At 69.8% G+C, this 20,088-nt stretch carries 12 protein-coding genes and 2 pseudogenes; 8 read left to right on the plus strand and 6 right to left on the minus strand.

Going from position 1 to position 20,088, the window contains the following annotated elements; translation table 11 throughout:
* Positions 1 to 346 precede the first annotated feature (346 nt).
* The gene (locus SH922_RS38145) at positions 347 to 1,600 is read left to right on the plus strand and encodes a PAS domain S-box protein (protein ID WP_393063082.1); all 1,254 of its coding nucleotides are present in this window, start codon (positions 347 to 349) and stop codon (positions 1,598 to 1,600) included.
* Between the two features lie 387 nt (positions 1,601 to 1,987).
* Here the strand turns inward: SH922_RS38145 and SH922_RS38150 are convergent, their stop codons facing one another.
* Positions 1,988 to 2,374, minus strand: a complete 387-nt coding sequence (locus SH922_RS38150) for a hypothetical protein (RefSeq protein WP_393063083.1) — start codon at positions 2,372 to 2,374, stop codon at positions 1,988 to 1,990.
* 470 nt (positions 2,375 to 2,844) lie between these two features.
* On the opposite strand from SH922_RS38150, the gene SH922_RS38155 reads away from it, so the two are divergent.
* Positions 2,845 to 4,416 (plus strand): ABC transporter substrate-binding protein, encoded by a 1,572-nt coding sequence (locus SH922_RS38155; protein WP_393063084.1) that lies wholly within the window; start codon positions 2,845 to 2,847, stop codon positions 4,414 to 4,416.
* A 659-nt stretch (positions 4,417 to 5,075) separates the two neighbouring features.
* Here SH922_RS38155 and SH922_RS38160 read toward each other — a convergent pair.
* From SH922_RS38160 to SH922_RS38170, 3 genes and pseudogenes are all read right to left on the minus strand, one after another.
* Positions 5,076 to 6,143, minus strand: coding sequence for a glycoside hydrolase family 11 protein (locus SH922_RS38160; protein ID WP_393063085.1), 1,068 nt, complete (start codon positions 6,141 to 6,143; stop codon positions 5,076 to 5,078).
* 380 nt (positions 6,144 to 6,523) lie between these two features.
* Positions 6,524 to 7,009, minus strand: a pseudogene (locus SH922_RS38165) (TraM recognition domain-containing protein); the annotation flags it as partial.
* Between the two features lie 364 nt (positions 7,010 to 7,373).
* Positions 7,374 to 8,855 carry a DHA2 family efflux MFS transporter permease subunit gene (locus SH922_RS38170; protein WP_393063086.1) on the minus strand — a complete coding sequence of 494 codons (1,482 nt, stop codon included), beginning with the start codon at positions 8,853 to 8,855 and terminating at the stop codon, positions 7,374 to 7,376.
* A gap of 555 nt (positions 8,856 to 9,410) precedes the next feature.
* Between SH922_RS38170 and SH922_RS38175 the strand changes: the two genes are divergently transcribed.
* Positions 9,411 to 10,244, plus strand: coding sequence for a hypothetical protein (locus tag SH922_RS38175; protein ID WP_393063087.1), 834 nt, complete (start codon positions 9,411 to 9,413; stop codon positions 10,242 to 10,244).
* Positions 10,245 to 10,337: 93 nt separating this feature from the next.
* Positions 10,338 to 10,871 (plus strand): chloramphenicol phosphotransferase CPT, encoded by a 534-nt coding sequence (gene cpt, locus SH922_RS38180; protein ID WP_393063088.1) that lies wholly within the window; start codon positions 10,338 to 10,340, stop codon positions 10,869 to 10,871.
* 45 nt (positions 10,872 to 10,916) lie between these two features.
* Here the strand turns inward: cpt and SH922_RS38185 are convergent.
* Positions 10,917 to 11,153, minus strand: a pseudogene (locus tag SH922_RS38185) (IS630 family transposase); the annotation flags it as partial.
* 421 nt (positions 11,154 to 11,574) lie between these two features.
* On the opposite strand from SH922_RS38185, the gene SH922_RS38190 reads away from it, so the two are divergent.
* Complete coding sequence (locus SH922_RS38190; RefSeq protein ID WP_393063089.1) at positions 11,575 to 12,219, plus strand: LysE family translocator; 645 nt, start codon at positions 11,575 to 11,577, stop codon at positions 12,217 to 12,219.
* A 48-nt stretch (positions 12,220 to 12,267) separates the two neighbouring features.
* Here the strand turns inward: SH922_RS38190 and SH922_RS38195 are convergent, their stop codons facing one another.
* Positions 12,268 to 12,420 (minus strand): hypothetical protein, encoded by a 153-nt coding sequence (locus SH922_RS38195; RefSeq protein WP_393063846.1) that lies wholly within the window; start codon positions 12,418 to 12,420, stop codon positions 12,268 to 12,270.
* 389 nt (positions 12,421 to 12,809) lie between these two features.
* On the opposite strand from SH922_RS38195, the gene SH922_RS38200 reads away from it, so the two are divergent.
* The 3 genes from SH922_RS38200 to SH922_RS38210 are packed head-to-tail and all read left to right on the plus strand — an operon-like array spanning position 12,810 to position 20,085.
* Positions 12,810 to 13,670 carry a DUF4132 domain-containing protein gene (locus SH922_RS38200; protein ID WP_393063090.1) on the plus strand — a complete coding sequence of 287 codons (861 nt, stop codon included), beginning with the start codon at positions 12,810 to 12,812 and terminating at the stop codon, positions 13,668 to 13,670.
* A complete protein-coding gene (locus SH922_RS38205; RefSeq protein WP_393063091.1) occupies positions 13,667 to 18,865 on the plus strand; it encodes a hypothetical protein in 5,199 nt (1,732 codons plus the stop codon). The genes SH922_RS38200 and SH922_RS38205 overlap by 4 nt, the downstream gene beginning before the upstream one ends.
* Positions 18,862 to 20,085: an AAA family ATPase gene (locus SH922_RS38210; RefSeq protein WP_393063092.1), complete on the plus strand. Its 1,224-nt coding sequence runs from the start codon at positions 18,862 to 18,864 to the stop codon at positions 20,083 to 20,085. The genes SH922_RS38205 and SH922_RS38210 overlap by 4 nt, the downstream gene beginning before the upstream one ends.
* The last annotated feature ends 3 nt before the right edge of the window (positions 20,086 to 20,088 follow it).

A 20,088-nucleotide genomic window follows, 5' to 3' on the forward strand; every position in this document is an offset into this window, starting at 1 on the left:
GTGCGTCCGGGAAACATCGGAAGGAGACCTCGCCCGTGACATGGCGTGTCTGCCCGCACACACAAGGGAATCAGGCGAGAGGGGGCCGGAATGACGGTGAAGGCGTGTACCGGTCAGGCAAATGCCAGAGTTGCAGGCCGCGTAGAAAGATCGTGAGAGTTCCGGGGAGGCCCGCCGGCGCGTCACGGGTGAGGCGCCCGCACTCCTCAGGTCGGCCGAGAACCGAGCATGCGCCGTATCGGGACGGGATACACATTGCGATGGCAACCCGTGTCAGCCAGTCGACCGAGGATGGAACATCACTGTGGACGATCACGCGCTCAAGGCACTGCTTGAACATCTACCCGTGTCCTGGTGGGAGGTTGACGGGCAGTGGCGCGTTCTGGAACGAGGTGGCGGCGCCTTCGCCGACCTGGGTACGGCGCAGCGGTTCCTCGACCGGTTGCGGCAGGAACTTTCGGATCCGGGCTCCTCGACCGCGGACGGTCACCGGCGGACCCGGTTCGACGGCCGCACCTTCGACGTGACCTGGTCACTGGACGGGGCACGTGGCCAGGGCCGCAGGCGCGGGCTCGCGGTGGAGGCCGACACACGGCCCGAAGTGCCGCGCCGTTACGCCGCGTTCGCGGACTTCGCCGACCTCGCGCCCGCCGCCGCCTTCATCCGGGATCGGGAGGGACGCTATCTGTGGGCTAACCACGCCTACGCGCACCTCTACGGCACGACCCCGCAGGAGGTCGTCGGTAAACACATCGAGGACTTCGACTCCCCGGCCGACGCCGTGCAGTTCCGCGCGCTCGACCAGGAGATCCTCGCGCGCGGCAGGCCGGTCCGCCACACGCTCGGCTATCAGCGCGCGGACGGCACCACCGGGCAGGCGGCGGGCCACCGCTTCCCCGTGGAGGAGAACGCGCAGACCTGCGTCGCCGGGATCTACGTGGACATCACGGAACACACCCGCGCGATGGTCCAGCGCCGGGAGGCCGAGGAGAACCTGCAGGCGCTGCGCGACCACAGCGGGCTGCCGTGCGCGCTGCTGTCGGCCAACGGGCGGGTCGTGCAGGCGAGTGCGGCAGCCGCTGAGCTGTTCCGGACGAGCCTGGCCGATCTCGTCGGCCGCCGTGCGCACACCCTGCTCGCGCCCGCGCCCGACCTCGGCCAGCTGCACCGGAGATGGAACGGGCTGATAGCCCGCAGGGTGAGACGGGTGGAGACGTCCGCCGTGTTCGTCGACCTCCAGGGGCGGCAGCGCCGCGTACAGCTCCACCTGACGACGGTCGGGCGCTCCGCGGCGCGGGCCCGGCACGTGTGGGCCGTCGTCACCCACCAGAGCCTTGCCCACGCGGCCCATCCGCCGCTCACCGCCGCGCAGGTCCGCATTCTGTCCCTCCTCGCCGAGGGCAGCAGCAACGGCGAGATCGCCACGTCGCTGAGGCTGTCCCGGCAGACGGTCGACTACCACCTCAGCCGGCTCCGGGAGATCCTCGGGGCCGCGACCAGGCCGGCCCTCGTCGCCCGCGCCTACGTACTGGGCATTCTGGCGCCCCGGGCCTGGCCCCCGCGCTCCGTCACGGCCACCCACCCCCTCAGTTCCACCTGAGCCGCCGCTGCCCCGGAACCGTATCGGGCCGTCCGCGCGGGAGAGCCGCCGTCCGCCCTGCTCCGGTGGCGGTCCCGTGACGCGCCGGCCGGGGCGTCAACCCTGTTGCGCCGGGCCCGAATTCGGGCAGGGGCGACGGTGTGATCAGGGTGCCGACGGGGTGAATGGTGCGCACAGGCGAGCCCGGTGTGCGCAAAAATGTTTCAAAGTGCCCTTTATCCGTCAACTTTGAGCAAATAGCGTCTGGGTATTCCGATTGTGGTGACAGCGTCCCTCCGCGGAACGAACTCTGTCGGCTTCACGGCTTCACCCGCACGGCGAGGCTGCGGCCCCCACCCCCAGGAAGGCTCCGCGTGCGCAGACGTTCCCTCGGCATCGCCGAGCCCGTCATTCAGCCGGAGGACGAACCCACGGAGCGAACCCCCGGCCGGGAACCATGTCCTCGCGCCAGTACCTCAAGACGGTCCCCTGCACGATATCGAGCCGCTCCGCGGCGACCAGGCAGGTGACGGGGTCCACCCCGCCGGCGTCCGCTTCGAAGGCGACCACTACGGGTGGGCATCCACCGAACCGGCGGGCGAGAGCCGGCAGTTCCTCGGATGTGACTGTGCGGAAGACGGGATCTTCGAAGTCCGCGGGGCGGCAGACGAAGGCCGGGTTGGTGAAGGTCAGGTCCAGGTCGTGGTGGCAGGTGATGTCGGCCCCCTCGGCAAGCCGGAATCGACCGCCGTCCCAGGCGAGGACATTCCAGTCCCACCCGGAACCTTCGGGCAACTCGATTGCGATATCCGATCGTCCGGCTTTCACCTGAGGACCCTCAATCTGTTCGTATACACCGACAGGTTATACAGAGGTACGAAGCGTCCGCCTTGAAGGGGGAAATCGCTGAGGTATCCGGGCAGGCCAGGTCGGAGGGCTGAGTCCAGTGGGTTCGCGGGCTGTTGGATGCAGATTTTTTCGTACGATGTGACAGCGCGCATCGCGGCATGCAAGTAGATTGTCAACATCACCACGAGATTGATATCGACCTGCCAACTGCAGTTCACCGACTGGCATTTGGTGGTCAGTCATCATGTAAAGAGTTTTCTGGCGAACGCCGAGTCCGGGCAGTCCGTCGGTCCGCAATCGAGCCCGGTCGGGCCGACAGCGCTGGCCGGTCGCGGTGTTCGCTGTCGTTTCCGACCTGATCCGGTTGTCCGGGGACACCCCCCCACGCGGCCGGCCGAGAGCATGAGGAACGTTCTGTGAAGGTTCGTACGAGGCGGCCGAGCACCCTGATCGCCGGGGGACTGGCAGCGATGTTATTGACGGCTTGCAGCTCCCAGGGCTCCGAGAGCAGGATGGTCGTCGGGATGTCCGACGACATCCTCGCCACGGATCCGGCCTCGGGATACGACCCGGGGTCCTGGCTGCTGTTCAACAACGTCTTCCAGTCCCTGCTGAGCTTCCCGCCCGGAGCATCCACTCCCGTGCCGGAGGCTGCCGAGGAGTGCAAGTTCTCCGACGGCAGCAAAACGTACACCTGCACCTTGCGTGACGGGCTGAAGTTCAGCAACGGCAACAGCCTCACTTCGGCGGACGTCAAGTACTCCTTCGACCGGACGATCAGGATCAACGACCCGGCGGGCCCCGCGCCGCTGCTCTCCACGATCTCGTCGATCAGCACCCCGGACGACAAGACCGTCGTCTTCCGCCTCAAGGTGCCCGACGCGACGTTCCCCAGCAAGATCGCCTCCGGGGGCGGTTCCATAGTGGACCGTCAGGTCTACCCCGAGGACAGTCTGCTCGAGGGTGGCAAGGCGGTCGGTTCGGGCCCCTACAAGCTGAACTCCATCGACAAGGGGAAAGCCGTCTTCTCGGTCTACTCGGGCTATCACGGAACCGCCGAGGTGAAGAACTCGGGCGTGACCCTGGAGCTCTTCCGGGGTAACCAGCAGGCCCTCCAGTCGGCTCTGGAGAAGGGCGACGTCGACATTGCCTACCGCGGCCTCAGCGCCAAGGCGATAGCCGCTCTGGATACCTCGTCCACCGCGGAGAAGGGTGGCATCGAGGTAGTCCAGGGCAACAGCGCCGAAGTCCAGCACATGGTCTTCAACGTTGACGACCCGGTCGTCGGCAAGCTCGCCGTCCGGAAGGCCATCGCCTACCTCGTCGACCGCCACTCCGTGGTCAGCGAGGTCTACCAGTCCACGGCGGCACCGCTCTACTCGGTCATCCCGGTCGGCATCACCGGCCACGGAACCTCCTTCTTCGACACCTACGGGGACAGCCCGAAGCCGAAACAGGCGAAGGCGGAGCTGCGGGACGCCGGTATAGCGGACAAGGTGAAACTCACCCTCTGGTCCACCCCGAGCCGGTACGGGCCCGCTACCGACGACGAATTGCATACCATCGCCGATCAGCTGAACCAGAGCGGGCTCTTCGACGCCCGCATGAAGTCCGTCCCCTTCGACGAGTACGAGAAGGGCATCGCTGAAGGCAAGTACGGCATCTACGTCAAGGGCTGGGTGCCGGACTACCCCGATCCGGACAACTTCACCCAGCCGTTCTTCGGCGAGGGCAACGTCCTGTCGAACAACTACGACAACGAGGAGATCGTCGACCGGATCATCCCGCGGACCTCGTCCATGACGGATCGCGCGAGCACTCGGCAGGAGTACATGAAACTGCAGGACATCGTGGCGCAACAGCTGCCGATTCTGCCGCTCTGGCAGGGCAAGCAGTACGCGGTCGCCCACGAGAACGTCCGAGGCCTGCAGAACTGCCTGGACACCTCGACCGTCTTCCGGTTCTGGGAACTCAGCACTGCTTACTGAGACGTGTCGCAGAAGTGGATCAAGCTCTGCGGTGACAACGTGTGGGGCACGATGATGCAGCGAACGTCGAACGGGCCGGACCGGAGGCGTGGCGCCGGTCCGGAAGAGCGTCGGGAGGGCCTCCGGTCCGGTCCACGCGTCAGCTGATGGGCGGCACACGGAAGCGAGCGGGGACGCCTCGTCGCGGAAACGAAGTCAGCGCCCAAGGCAGTCGCTCCACGGATGCCGGCCGTATTCCTCGTCGAGGGATTCAGCGAGTGCAGAACGCGTCTTCATGCCGTCCCGCACCGGAAGGCGACCGGTCTGGGCGACCGCAGGCCCAGATGGCGGGGCGGCCCCCGTACCGGCGACGACGATCCCGCGGCCGCGAAAGGCGGCCGGCTCCCCGACCGACGAGGCGGCCTAGGAGCACGATAAGCCCGTCCGGTGTACGGGTGCCGCGCGCCAGTCCCAGCGGCACTTTCAGCGTCCGGGAGGCGCCGCGTCGGTGAGTCTGGGTGCCCCCGGGCTTGTCAGTAACGGGCCCCGCGCAGGGTCGGATGCTCGGGCCCGCCCGCGACCGGCGTCGTGTCCGGGCTGCTCACCGAGCCCCAGGACAGGCAACGGCGCGGTGCCCGATCGGCACCGCGCCGGAGCGTGTGGGTACGCCGACGCCGGGGTCAGCCCACGCTGCAGCTGCCGACCGACGGGGACGGGCTGCTCGGTCCGCTGACGGTGAAGCCGAACGACGTCGACTGCCCCGCGCCCAGGGTGCGGTTGTAACTGACCGGGGTCACGGTCAGAACGTTCCCGTTCCGGCTCGAGGTGCCGTTCCAGAGCGAGGTGACGGTCTGACCGCCGGCCAGCGTCACCGGCACCTTCCAGTCGGTGACGCCGCCACTGCCCGCCTTGATGGTCACCTCACCGTTGAAGCCGTCGCTCCACGAGTTGGTGGTGCGGTAGGTGGCGGTGCAGGCACCTGTCCCCGGAGGAGGAGTGGTACTCCCGCCCGGAGGCGGGGTGGTGGGCGTGGTTCCGCCGCCGCCCAGGCTGACGCTGGAGCTGCCGGTGCTCTGGTAGCCCTCCGTGGCCATGATCATGTAGTAGTTGAACGCACCCATCGGCATCCCGGCCGCCTGCCAGGCGTCGAAGTGCGCGCCGGTGTTGATGGTGCCGCTGCTGCGCTTGCTCTGCCGGATGCTCCAGTACTGCTGGAAGGTCTTGGTGCCTTCCACGGAGGGCTGGTTGGTCCGGGTGGACTCGTAGATGTCGTACGTACCGCCGCCGTCGGTGACCGTGCCGCGCCTCGTGCCGGCGGAACCGGGGTTGTACGGGCCGAAGTTCTCCACGATGTAGTACTCGACCAGTGGGTTGGCGGTCCACCCGTACAGCGCGAGGTAGCCGTTGCTGCCCGGGTTGAACGAGCCGGAGTATGTGACGTCCCGGCGGCTGCCGTTGCTCCAGCCGAGACCGCCGACCCAGTTGTTGGTGTTGCTCCACTGGCTGCTGTACGAGCCGGCCGTGTCCGACAGCGTCATGCTGACGGAACTCGGGGTGTCGGTCCAGAAGGAGTAGTAGTAGCCGTTGTGCGTACCGGTCGCGTTGCTGGTGAGGACCGTTGCGGCGCGCGCCGTGCCGGGCAGCAGCAGTCCTGCTGTCCCGGCCGCCACCAGCGCCCCGGCACTGCCGAAGACGAGTTTCCTGCGGCTCACATGACGTGGGTCGGAGTTGTTGGAGGTGTCGCTCATGCGTTGTTTCCTCCTCGCGAATAGCGCGGTCTGTGACCAAAGGACACGCCGAGCACACGTCGGCGTTCATCGATGGGGTGACACAGCCCGGTCGTGCGCATCCCATGCACGGCCGGGGAGCGTCACAACAGTCGGCCCTGACAGGGGAGTTGTCAACGGTTTCCGTAACGTTTCCGAAAGTCGAGCGAGAGAGCGGATCTCTCCTGCCCTGGTCAACGCGTGTGCAGGCAAAGCACCGAGAGAATGAGGCAGGGATCTGGCCGATGCGGCAACGCCGGAATTCTTGAAGCTTCGAAAACTTTCGGACTCTCTTTCGGTGGGATGCGACGCGGCTGCTGGCCGGACGGGACAGCCGGGGCGGCGGGGGACTTCCGGGGGATTCACGGCAGTTGCCGTGTGGGGCTGCTCAAGTTGGGTCCGCCTGTGATCGGCCTTTTCCCGCAGCAGTTCCACAAGCGGAACGAGGGGAGCGAACGCGACGAGCGGGAGGCACTGCGGCGCATGGCGACGCCGGCCTGCTCGTACGCGGAGGGCTTGGCCGACGAAGCACGGCGACGAAGATCGAGCATGACCGCGCGCATGCGAGTGGCGAACGCGAGCGCAGTTCCCTTGTGCAGGGCGCGGATGGTGTCCGCGGTCAGCATCCGTTCCTGCCGCATGGACGCAGTGGTGGACTTACCGGACTCCGAGGTCGAGGTGGAGGTCGTCTGGACATCGTGGTCGCCGATCAGGCGGGACAACGTGCCCGCGAAATCCGGGTTCATCGATCCCGGACCGATGACCTTGATCGCGGAGGCGGACCACATGGCGTCCATGCCCGCGTGGCCCCACACCTTCTGGCCCCGGCGGTAGGACTGCAGATGAGACGCGGGGGTGTGTGAGCGTGAGTGAGGCAGAAGCAAGACGTCGCATCAGGTAGATGGCCCTGTGGACGCACCCCTGTTGGTGCTTGGACCTGGCCTCGGTACTGCACGGCACATTTCGTAGAAGCCGTCCTTGAGCGTCCAGTTGGTTCAGGGGACGATCGCGTAAGTCCAGGTCAGGGCCCTGCGATGGGAGAGTGTCTACTGGGTTGGCGGCACGCATGTGTGACCCGGCGCAGGAGAGGGCGATGCCTGTCGGTCTGTGGGTCCAGGGGCGGTGACGGTCTGTTCGTCCAGGGTGGTGAAGATGGCCCGGCCGGCACCTGGACAAACAGACCGGCGTCGACGTCGTCGATCCGCCGTGTGCTCAGTGGCTCATCAGCACGGTGGGGTCTGCTTCCTTGACCTTCCTGCGAGGCAGGAGTGCGGCGGGAGCCAGGCAGAAGGCGATCAGTATGGTCGCCACCAGGAACACCGAGGCGAACGCGTCACCCATCTGCGTCTGCACCTCGGTGGGCGAGGTCGCGGTGACGTCCTTGAGGCCGTTGGTGAGGAGCACCGAGAACAGGGCGGTGCCGATCGAGGCCGCGACCTGCTGGACGATGTTCATCAGCGTCGAGCCACGGGCGACGTTGTGGTCCGTCAGGGTGGCCAACGCCGATGCCATGATCGGCATCATCGAGGCACCCATCCCGAGGCCCATCACGAAGAGCGCGGTGATGATGTACGCGTAGGACGTGTCGGAGGCCAACTGCGTGAACATGCCCATGCCCACCGTGATCACCGCGATGCCGGTCAACACGATCTTGCCGGGGCCGATTCGGTCGGCGAGCATGCCGGCGATCGGCATCGTGATCATCGCCCCCACGCCCTGCGGGGCGAGGAGAAGTCCGGAGTCCAGCGCCGACTCGCCGCGCACCTGCTGGAAATAGAGCGGGAACAGCAGGCTGGCGCCGAAGAACGCGACGGCGAACAGCGACATCGCGATCACCGAGATGCTCATGTCCCGATTGAGGAACAGGCGCAGGTCGACCAGCGGGTGAATGTTGCGCCGATGCAGGGCCCACGGCACGAACGCGATGATGAGCACCAGCCCTATGCCTGCGGGAACGAGTACTTTGGCAGCCCAGACCGTTCCGGTCTCGGGTATGGACGAGACGCCGTACAGGAACGTCGCCAGCCCCGGCGAAAGCATCACCATGCCCAGCCAGTCGAAGGTCTCGGACGGCTGCACACGGTCCTTGGGCAGAACGATTGCCGCATAGGCCAGGGCGATCGCACCAATCGGTACGTTGATCAGGAAGATCCAGTGCCACGAGGCGGCGTCGATCAGCCAGCCACCGAGGATGGGACCGAAGATGGGGCCGAGCAGCATCGGGATTCCGAGCACTGCCATCACCCGGCCGACTCGTTCAGGGCCTGCGGCACGCGTCAGGATTGTCATGCCCAGGGGCATCAACATGCCGCCGCCGAGGCCCTGGAGGACGCGGAACGTGACGAGCATCTCGAGCGACGTGGCAGCAGCGCACAGTGCGGAACCGGCGGCGAACAGGATGATCGCAAGGAGATAGAGACGCTTGGTGCCGAACCTGTCAGCAGCCCAGCCCGTGAGCGGGATGACGCTTGCCAGCGCCAGGGTGTAGCCCGTCATCGTCCAGGCTACTTGGGCCGAGGTCGCGGCGAACTCCTTCTGGAACGTCTGCAGTCCGACCGACACCACCGTGATGTCGAGGATCGACATGATCCCGCCCAGCACGATCACACCGGCGACGAGGAGAACCCCCTTGTCCAGCCGGTCTCGGGACGTGCTCATAGGGGGGCTGCTCTCGCTTTGTTGTGAAGCGGTCACTACTCAACCCTTCCAGGGAAGACAGAACCATCCCAGTCGTCTGGCCCGTCCACGTCCTGGAGCTGCCGGATGGCCGCGACCGTCGTGGAGCCTTGCTCAAACGGGAGGCTTCTGCCCTGTTCAGGTCGGAATGCAACGAGGCGCCCCCACCCTCGCACCGGACTACATGATGGTTCGGAATACTGATGAACCGTTATGGAGCAGGACCGTACCACCCCCTGTTGCGCCGGCATGAGGCTGGGAATGACAAGAAGGGCGAGCCTGCGCGATCATGCCGCGGCCTCCATCCGCGATGCCGCCACCACGGTTCTTGCCCAGCGGGGCGAGAGCGCCGGCATGCCGGAGCCTGGTCAAGGTATTCCGCTGCGCAGCAGCCCGGGTCCCGCCGGGAGACGGCCTCGGCTCCGGGCGCTCCAGCGGCGACGGTGGCTTCCTGAGCGAGGAGGAGGACGCTGAAGGTCCCCCAGCAGTCGCTGCGACAACTGTGCCGAGGACAGTCCCCGGCCTGGCTGGAGTTGGGGGTTTCGCCGCCAGTCCTTGCTAGCATCCCTTCGCATGGTGAGGCGGGGGTGGCGAATAGGTGTCGTGGCGGTGCTGGCGGCGATGTGTGTCTCCGGTTCAGCACGCCCGGAGGTCATTCGCACGGCGTCGGACCTCGGCCCCCTGCCGGCCGACCGCTACGACTACACGCCGAAGGACTACCAGCGATGGCAGCGGGCCTCGGCGTTGCTGGTCCGGCAGTGCATGGCGGAGCGCGGCCACTCGGACTTCCCACTCGACCCCCGTTACCCCAGCGACCCCCTCGTCGCCACCGCGGTCAGCACCGACTACGGCGCCCTGGATCTCGCCACCGCCCGCCGCTGGGGCTACGGCTGGGCCCCGGAAGAGTCCCGGGCTCCCCGGCCGACGGGTCGCCGGATGACCAATGCCGAGTATGCGGACTTCCCCGCCTGCAACGCCGAGGCGAGTCGGCGGCTGATGCGCGGCATCGATCTCAAGCGGGACTGGCTCTACGCAAATACGCGGGCGATCGAGATCGACAAGGCGGCCAAGCGCGACCCGCGCCTCCGCGCGGCTTGGGACGTGTGGTCCCGCTGTGTGGCAGAGCAAGGATTCACGCGCTATCCCGACCCCGTCGCGGCGTACACGGACACGGTCTGGCAGCGGGGCAGTGACGGCAACACCCGGCATACGCAGCGGGAGCGTGCCACCGCCGTCGCGGACGTCACCTGCAAGCGCCGCCACCATACGGCCGAGCTCTGGCACGCTGTACAGGCGCGGGAGCAGGCCGCGGACATCGCACGGCACCGCGACCACTACGCCGCCGGACTGCAGGCGCTGCGGACGTACCGGGCGACCATCGCCGAGGTGCTGCGAAAGCTCGGCTAGTGCTGTGACCGGGAACGTTCACCGGGTCGTGGCAGCAGAGCAGTGTGCCGATACTCGTTTCGTGCCGTCTGGGAGGCGCCTTACTGTGGCGCGGTGACGACTCAGATGATCATTCTCAACGGTGGTTCCAGCTCGGGGAAGTCCGGGATCGTACGAAGTCTGCAGGCGGTGCTGCCAGATCCGTGGCTGGCGTTCGGGTGCGACTCGTTCGTCGATGCTATGCCCGCGAAGATGCAGGCGTCGGACGAGGGGATCGTGTTCGCGGCGGATGGCAAAGTGAGCGTCGGGGCGGACTTCCGGACGCTGGAGGCGGCCTGGATGGACGGCGTCGTGGCGATGGCCCGTGCAGGCGCCAGGGTCGTCATCGATGACGTCTTCCTCGGCGGAGCAGCGTCCCAGCAGCGGTGGCAGAAGGCTCTGGGCGGACTGGCCGCGCTGTGGGTCGGCGTCAGGTGTGAGAGTGCGGTCGCCGCGGGCCGTGAGGTCGCACGAGGTGATCGCACCCAGGGGATGGCTGCGTCGCAGGCGGATGTGGTTCACGAGGGGGTCTTCTATGACCTGGTGGTGGACACGACGCATACCGAGTCCCTGGTGTGTGCGCGAACCATCGCCGCCCACGTCAGCTGATCGCCGGATCGGCTCCAGGCTGCCCGGCCGGCAGACACAGGCCGCTCAAGCTGCGGCGGTGCTGGGGCGGCCTCCCCACGGATGCCTTTCGCGCTGCGGACGCGGGCGCTTTCCTTGCGCTGGGCGGTCAGGACGTCGGGTGGCGGGCGTTGGCGTTGCGCCGGCGCAGGTGGCGGTGTGGCTCACGGGTCTGGACGGTGTGGTTCGGATGGTTGGAGTTCGCCAGGTGAACTGCCGCAGCGGCCCGAAGTGCGCCTCGATCGGACTGGCCCAGGAGGCGTAATAAGCGGGACGAGGGCGTTGGTGTCCCCGCCGGAGAAGGCCGGCAGGGCGGCGGAGACGGCAGCGAGCGTGAGTACTCCCAGACGGTGTACCTGCCGGTCGGCAACTGGCCCATCTCGGCGCCGAGTTCAGTGATCATGCCGGGTAACGGCCCGTGAATCCGCTGGTCTCGGATGACTGCTGCACGTGCCTGGTTCCCCACCACGCAGATCACGATCGGAGGATCAAGACCCCGACGTGCCACCGCCAACCCTGCCTGAGCTCGCGAGGACCGGGGCCGGGGTGCATGAAGATACCGAGCGGCGAGACCGTATGCTGCAGCGGGAGAAGCAGGCGCTGCACATCTGTCGTACGCGTCAGGTGCGGCCGGGTGACCCCGATTCCGTATCAGGTACTCGACGAACGACCTGGAGGTTGACCGGTGATCACTCTGACCGCAGTCGGAGGAGTGGCGCTGATCGAACTGGGCATGGCGCTCACTCCGGGACCGAACATGGTCCACCTCGCCTCCCGCGCGATCACCCAAGGCCGCAGGGCGGGCCTGGTCAGCCTCAGTGGGACCGCCGTGGGATTCGTGTGCTACCTGGTGGCCGCGGCTGCGGGGCTGTCCTCGTTGTTCGCCGCTGTGCCGGTTGCATTCACGGTGGTCAAGCTTGCCGGGGCCGCCTACCTGGCTTACCTCGCCTGGAGCATGCTCAAGCCCGGCGGCCGCTCGCCCTTCGCCCCGGCCCAGGACCTGCCTCCGGTCTCCGACGCCCGCCTGTTTTCGATGGGGCTGCTGACCAACCTGCTCAACCCCAAGATCGCTCTTCTGTATGCCGCCCTCCTGCCCCAGTTCCTGGACCCGCAGGGAGGTCCGGCCTGGGGACAACTGCTGCAGCTCGGTGGTGTGCAGATCGTCGTGGGGGTCTCCGTGAACGGTCTGATCATGCTGAGCGCAGCGCGGGTGTCGGGGTTTCTGGCCGCCCGTCCCCGCGCCATGACAGCCCAGCGGTTCACGGCAGGCGGCCTGCTCGGCGTCTTCGCGCTGCGCACCGCCCTGTCCCGCACTGCTGTCTCCGCCTGAGTCAGTTCGTGTCGCTCTGAGGCCACCAGGGCGTGTATCGAGTCGTGATCAATCGGCGGTCTGGGTGAGCTCTTTGATCCAGATCATCGAGGCGCGTAGTTGCAGGCCGGCGAGGTAGCTCTCGGGGGTCTTGTCGTAGCGGGTGGCGATGCCGCGCCAGGCCTGACTCGTCGGGGGCCAGACGCATACCGGCCGCGTCATGGTGGGCCCGGGTGGTGGTGGAGTCCACGCTGACCAGGGTCAGTTCCACCTCACCCCGCGCGGCCGCCTGTGCGATCAGCCCTTCCAGCAGGGTCTCGAGGACTCTGGCGTCCCGCCACTCGGAACACCTTGCCGTCGCCGTCCGCTTCGTCCGATCCGGGGACGCCCTGCCGGCTCCCGCCATCACCCGTCGCCTCGGCGGGATGGTGGGTACGGCCGGGCAGTCCCTTCCGGGGTGCGGGCCCGTACGACGAAGCGGAGGGGGCCGAACGCATTGTCAGTGGGGACGCCTAGAGTCTCTCCCACTCGTCACGGTGCGTTGCCGTTGACGGGTTTCATCAGCGTGCCGCCGGTTCGGCGGCCGTCCGGAACATCGGGGAGAACAGCGCATGGGGTGGGTTCCGGCGGGCGACTATGAAGTCGCCCTGGAGGCGGGCAAGGTGGTCTGCCGCAACGGGAAGGGCCATCGGCTGAAGGCCGTTCCGGCCAAATTGAAGGACGACCCGGCGGTCGTCGGGCTCCGGCAGTTGACCGAGTGGCTGGAGCGGCACGAGCACCAGTGTCTGACCGACGTCGAGCAGTGGATGGTGCGTTCACTGCCCGTCCCCACGGTCGTGCTCGCCCGGGTCTGGCCCGACCCGTCGTGGCAGGCGGCCCTGCGGGACGTGGTGGTCACCGGTGCGGACGGCGGGGTCGCCGGGTTCCTGCGCGATGTGGACCCCGACCGCGGTCTCGGCCTCGTCGATCTGGACGGTGACACGGTCCGCATCACCCCGGACGTCGTCAGCGTGCCCCACCCCGTCCTCCTCGACGACCTCGACGAGCTGCGGGACTTCGCGGTCGAACTGGGGGTGCGCCAGAACGTGGAGCAGTTGTTCCGCGAGGTGTGGCGCCGCCCGCCGGGCCTCGCCCCGGACACCACCTCCGTGGACACCTACGCCGGCGGCGTGTTCAAGGAACTGCGCTTCCTGCACGGCCGCGTCACCCAACTCGGTTACCGGTCGCGCGGCGGATACGCGGTCTGCCCGGTCGTCGAGGACGGCGCCACCGTCGAGGCGCGCATCTGGATCGGCGAGCACGACGGATACGACGAGTACGGCACCGAGACGGGCCCCCTGGGCTGGACCGACCCTGCGGGGCGCGCGCTGACGGCCGCCGAGGTCGGCCCCGTCGCGTGGTCCGAGGGCATGCGCATGGCGGCGGCGCTCTACGCCGGCCGCGACGTGGAGGACGAGGAGCGGGCGGCATGAGCACCACGACGACGAACACCAACGCGAACACGACGGCAGCGGGCGCGGCGTTCCTGCCCGCCCAGGAGCAGGGCGAGAGCACGTCCACACTCGCCGACGAAGCCCGCGCGGCGGCCCTGCTGGACGCGGGCGCGATCCTCCCGGCCGGCACCACGGACCGGGACGACGCCGACGCGCTGACCGCCCGCACCTACACGCACACCGCCCTCGGCGACCGCCCCGTGGTCCGGCTCGTGCCCGGCACCCTCGGCGAAGCCGAGGACCTGGCCCTGGAGTTCCTCGGGCTGGCCCGGACCGCCGAGGCCCCCGTCGTGGGCCAGGTGCGCCGCGAGACGCTGGGCTTCCCGGCCTGGGCGCTGGTCAACGACCCGGCCAACGGGCACCACGCCCTGGCCCTGGTCAAGGACATCGAGCGGCTCGGCCGGCAGGCCAGGACCCGCGCCGGAGCGGCCAAGGAGGGCTTCGACGCACTCGGCACCCGGCTCGGCCGGGCCGTGCCCCACTTCCTGCCCACCTACTACGAGCAGGTGGCGCGCCTCTTCCTCCAGGCGGAGAACACCACCTACGCCGCCACCTTCTTCGGAAAGGCCCGCGAGGCCGAGCGGGTGCACGGGCTGGTCGTGGACGAGGACCGGCAGCGGGCCGTCTTCCTGGAGTTCGCCTTCGCCGGCGCGCTGACCGTCAAGGCGCTGCGGCAGTACGTGCGGGACCTGGTGGCCCGGCTCGCTCCGGCGGACGCGTGGGCGCAGTTCCGCCGTCTGCTGGTCGAGCGCTGCGCGGCCGGCATGCCGCCGTACGCGGCGCTGCCGCAGGACGTGCGCGCGCTGGTCAAGGCCGCCGGGCTGGACCGTGAGGCCGCCGAGCACGACCTGGTGGCCGATCTGATCGGCTCTCCGGGGGTCGTCCGCGCCCCCGCCTCGTTCTGGACGGCCTACCGCTCCGCGCTCGTCGCACTCGCCCGACGGGATGCGGCCGTGCGGGCCCGGCTGCTCGGCTTCTTCCCGGAGAGCTTCAGCGAGAGCGGCCGGGACTCGGACGGCGAATCCGGATGGCTGGGGTTGCTGGCCGAGTCCGGCGCCGAGGACCTGCTGACCGCCCTCCCGGACACCTCCGACAAGGCTCCCTCCGCCACCGCCGCACCCTCCGACCCGTCCGTCTCCCCGGCGGACTGGCTCGCCCGCTGGGAGGCGCACCGCCGGCGCCACCGGGCCACCGCGGGCCGCAGCCCGCAGACCCTCGACCTGGCCGCCCGGATGGCAGACAGGCTGCGCGCCGACGGGCGCCCCGTCGAACTGTTCCAGGGCCGCTGGCAGCGCAACGCCGACCTGGACCTACTTGACCTCTGCCTGGCATCCGGCGTCCCCGTCGCCGAGCCCGACGACCAGGACACGGGCACCGCGCAGGCCGCCGGTGTCCCGGTCGGCCCGTGGCTCATCGACACCGAGCCCGGCGCACGGGATCTGACCGCTGTCGCCGAACGGCCGGTCTTCCGCGCCCTTCTGAGCCGGAACGTCGGCGGTCTCGGCGACGGACACGGTCAGCGGCTGAGCGACGCCGGCATGGCGAAGCTGGCGGCACACCCGGTGCTCTCCGGAATCCTGGGGGAGTGGCTGACCGCCCGCGCCGAGGAGTACGCGGCCGCGCGAGGGCTCCCCGGGCTCCACACCGCTCTCAACAGGCTCTCGGCGTTCCGCGCCGTGGTCGCGGACGTCGCCCCGGAGGCCGTGCGACTCCTCAAGGGCCACGATGTCGTGCCGCTGCTCGCCTCCACTCTGCGGACCGGCATCCTCGACGAACTGGGCTGGCCCGCGCTCGACGAGACCTACGCCGAACTGACCGCTGAGGCCGCAGCCGCCGCGCGTCAGCAGCGCCACCGGTCGAAGGACGTCGGTGTCACCGGTGCCTGGCCCGCGCTGATCCTGAACACTCTCGAACGGGCCGTCGTCGTCGGCCCGGAAGGCGTCCTGCTGCGGCACACCCTGCGGCTGCCCGCCACCGTCGACCACTGGCGGCAGCTCGCCTTCCGTTACGTCGACGGCGAGTTGCTGGTCATCTGGTGGGAGGAAGGCAAGCTGCGCGGCTACTGGTCGCACAGTCCCGCCGAGGTTTTCACCGTCGGCGGCGAGCAGATCCCCCGCTGGGGCGGCTCCGGCCTCTCGGACGAGGTCTCCCTGCCGTTGCCCGGCGGCGGCCGCGCCACCGGCGGCAAGGCCCTGCACGCGGGCGACACCTCCCTCCCGCCTCAGCGCCCCGTCATCTCCGACGGCACCGGGCACTGGCGGGAAGGCCGCCAGGGCACGCAGCGGATGTGGCTGGAGTACGACCCGGTCGGCGGTACGCACGGCCGCGCATCCCTCCCCGCCTTCCTCCGCTCCGGGGTGCAGGACGGTACCCGGCTGCTCGCCGAGCACTGCCAGGTGCTGCCCCTCCAGCCCGGTCTGGAGACCACCCCGTTCGGCACGGACGGCACGGTCCTCGGCCGCTGGGTCCGCCGCACGGTCACGGAGTCCGGCACGGCAACCCCCGCCTACGGGCACCGGATCGTCGCCGGCACCCCCGACGGCCACACGGTGACCCTGCCGCACCCGCTGCCCGGCGGCGGCTCGCCGGTGCCGCTCGGCGCCCTCACTCTGCCCGGCGGGTCACGGCCGGTCGTAGCCCTGCACCACCGCTCCGTCGAAGCGCACCCGGCGGACACGGACGGCGCCGGTGGCAGCCTGTGGTCCGTCACCCCCGACTCCTCCGGTGGGAACGACGCGGCGGGCACCCCCTACGTGCCTCCCGTCTCCTACTGGCACGCCCTGCGCCCGAGGGACGAGCGGGGCTCCAGCGCTCTGCGGAGCCTGACGGACTCCCGGGCAGGAGAGCTGTTCGAGGAGGTCGCCGCCGCGGTCGCCCGGCACCTGGAGGCGTTCCGGGCCGTCAAGGAGTACACCGGACCATCGTCGCGGGAGCTGAGCGAGGAGGCCCTCGCCCGGGTGTTGCCCGAGGTGTCCGACGCACGGCTCCTCGCGGGCGTCACCGCGCTCGTACGGAACGCGGTGGACCGGGCTGTCGCGGCCGCCCACTACCTGGAACCGCCCAAGCCCGTGGAGCCGGCCACCCCCCGGAACACCGCGCGTACCAAGGGCATGTTCTTCGATCACGAGCCCGAGCACGGCGACGACATGACCCTGCAGTCGGCCTCGGCCTGGAACTCCGAGCGGATGCGAGGTGGTTGGTGGGGAGCCGGGCGCCGTTGGACCGTGATCCGGCAGATCCTCGCCGTCAACCATGTCTTCGGCGGCGAGCCGGCGTTCGGCCCACCCATCCTGTCCACGGTCCCGTTCACTCCCGTGGACGGCTGGCAGCGGGATGAGTACACCGTGCCCGTTGACTCCCTGACCTGGACCGATCTCCTCGGCGATCTGCCCGAACTGGCCTACCGGGCAGCCTCGGCGACCACCTCCCCCGAGCACCGCACCGGGCTCCTCGTGTTCCTGGAGACCCTCGCCGCGGGCCCGCTGACCGACCCGGCGGGCACCGTCCGGCAGGTGGAACTCGTCGAGCCGATCTCCCGAGGGGTGACAGGATCGGGACGCCCCGAGACCGTGCACCGCCTCGGCCAGGTGCTACGCAGGGGCGCCCGCACCATCGTGGTCCTCGCCGGCCACGGATGGAACTCCCGTAACGACGCGGTACGCTGGCTCGCCCTGGACCACGACCCGACCGGAGCCTTCGGCCCCGTCCCCGGCTTCACCCTGGACCACGAGAAGGTTCACCGACAGGGCATTGACCGCGACCGGCTCACCCGGCTCATCGCCCTGGTACGGGAACAGGGCCCGGCACCCTGGCGTCCGGAGGCCGCCGAGGCGTTCCACACGGCCACCCGAATCGGCCCCCTCCAGTCCGCCGCCCTGCTGTCGGCAGCCGTCAAGGAGCCCGGCGCCGAGGCGATCGCGCTCCTCGGGGTGAAGACACGTGTCTTCGAGGCGGCCCAGTCCAGGCTGGACGCCCTGCCCCGTGACGACCGGCACGCCGTGCTCCAGGCACTGCTGCCCGCCGACCCGGCCGAGCTGTGGTCCACGGGCCCCGACGTCCGGGCAGCCGCCGAGGTGTGGCAGAAGCGCCTGGCCTCCCTCGTCCGTGTCCCCGAGGAACTGGATCTCGACCTGTCGGGCACCACCGCGGAGGCCGTCGATCTGATCCTCAACACGGGCTCCCGGACCTGGCTCGCCCACGGCACGTACGTCCCGGACGGCACCGGCCGCCCGGGACTGCACCGGGTGAGCGCACGCGGCGCGGTCTACTCGGCCGTGACCGCCCTGCGCACCCTCGCCTACACGCTGCCGTACGGGCACCCCCTGCGGGCGCACCTGCCCGTCGGGCTCACCGCCTTGCGAGACCGCCTCGCCGACCCGGACCTGGTGCTGGACCTCGGTCTGGAATGGACCGAGTCGGGGGGCTCGATCGGCCCCGTGGTCCGCGCCGCCCACGGGCTCCCCGAGTCCGGCGGCGCCGACGCCGACGGGCTGGTCCGGGCCGGCACGGCGCTGCTCCTCGCCCCCGGCTACGCCAACAGCGAGAAGCTCCTGATTCGCCCGGCCGGCCTGGCGGGCCCCGACGACCCGGCGTTCGGCCTCGTCGAGGGCACCGTCGACCCTCTCCGCACCTGGGATCTGTTCGCCCTGCGCGCCCTGCTGGACGAGGAGACCGACGCGTTGGCCTCGGCGGGCGCCCCCGACGGTTCCCCGTACCACCCGGCCCAGGACCCGACGCGTACGGTGCCCGACCTGGTGACCGAAGCCGCCGACGTCCTCGGTCTGAGCGCGGACGCCGCCGCGCTCTACCTGATGCTGCTCGCCCTGCCCGACCCGACGGACCGCAACTGCGTCCGCTGGACCGAGTGGAAGCCGGCACGGGTCAAGAAGGCCCGGGCGGAACTCACCGCCACCGGCCTCGTCGTGGAGGCGAAGCGCTCCCGCGCCGGCCGCACCCTGTTCCTCCCCTGCGGCTGGCTCGAACGCGGCGCCCCCGGACTGCCGCTGGAGACCTGGAAGGAACGCCTGTACCCCGTGGCAGGGTCCGCCCGGACCCTGCCCCACCTCCCCTTGCCCGAGCTGTTCGCAGCCGCCTGGGCACGGGTCCGCGGCGGCGACGCCCCCGCCTTCGAAGAACTGGACACCCGCGCAACCCGGAAGGGCCGCCGCCGATGACGAACGACACCAAGACCACCAAGGACAGCACCACCACGGGCGGCGTCCCGGACCAGGCGACGGCGCACACCCGGGAGCACCGCCAGGTCACGCCGCCCGAGGACCGGTACGCCACCGAGCTGGCCTTCCTCGCCGCCCACGACTCCGGGCCCCGCCCGCCCGGCTGGCTGCTCACCCCGCGCGCCGTCGTCACCTTCGTGATGGGCAGCGCGGGCGAGGCACTGAGCCTGCCGAAGGGCGCCCGGCCCGGAGCCGGGGTGCCGCCCCGCCTGGTGATCGAGCAGAAGTTCGTCGGCGAGCGCGCCCTGGTCGAACGGTGCGTGGTCACCCTTGCGGGAGAGCGCGGACTCCTCCTCGTGGGCGAACCGGGCACCGCCAAGTCCATGCTCTCCGAGCTGCTGTCGGCGGCCCTCTGCGGGACCAGCGCGCTCACCGTGCAGGGCACCGCGGGCACCACCGAGGACCAGCTCAAGTACGGCTGGAACTACGCGCTGCTGCTCGCCCAGGGCCCCACCGAGCAGGCCCTGGTGCCGTCCCCGGTTCTCGCCGCCATGACCCGGGGGGCCGTCGCCCGCGTCGAGGAGGTCACCCGTTGCCTGCCGGAGGTCCAGGACGCCCTCGTGTCGCTGCTCTCGGAGCGTCGGATCGCGGTCCCCGAACTCGCGGGCAGCGAGGGCGCCCAGGTGCACGCGGCCCCCGGGTTCACCCTCATCGCCACCGCCAACCTGCGGGACAAGGGCGTCTCGGAGATGTCCGCCGCGCTGAAGCGGCGCTTCAACTTCGAGACCGTGGGCCCCATCGGGGACGTGGACGCCGAGACCGCGCTCGTCCGGCGTCAGTCGCGGGCGGCCGTCGAACGCGTGGGCGCCGCCTACCAGGTGGACGACGCGGTCCTCGAAGCCCTTGTCACCGCCTTCCGGGACTTGCGCGAGGGTCGCTCCGCTGAGGGCTGGGAGGTCGAGCGCCCCTCCACGGTGATGAGTACGGCGGAGGCGGTCTCCGTCGCGGGCTCCCTGGGCCTGGCCGCCGCCTACTTCCCTGGCGACCGGGACGTGCTCTCCCTCCTGCCCGGCCATCTGCTCGGTGTCGTCCGAAAGGACGACCCCGCCGACGCGGCACGGCTGCTGGGGTACTGGGACGGGCCGGTGCGCAGGCGTGCGGAGCAGGGGTCGGCCACCTGGCGTGCCCTGTGGGACCTGCGCTCGGTGCTGGAGAGCTGACGG

The sequence above is a fragment of the Streptomyces sp. LN549 genome, from assembly GCF_043203805.1.
GTDB lineage: Bacteria > Actinomycetota > Actinomycetes > Streptomycetales > Streptomycetaceae > Streptomyces.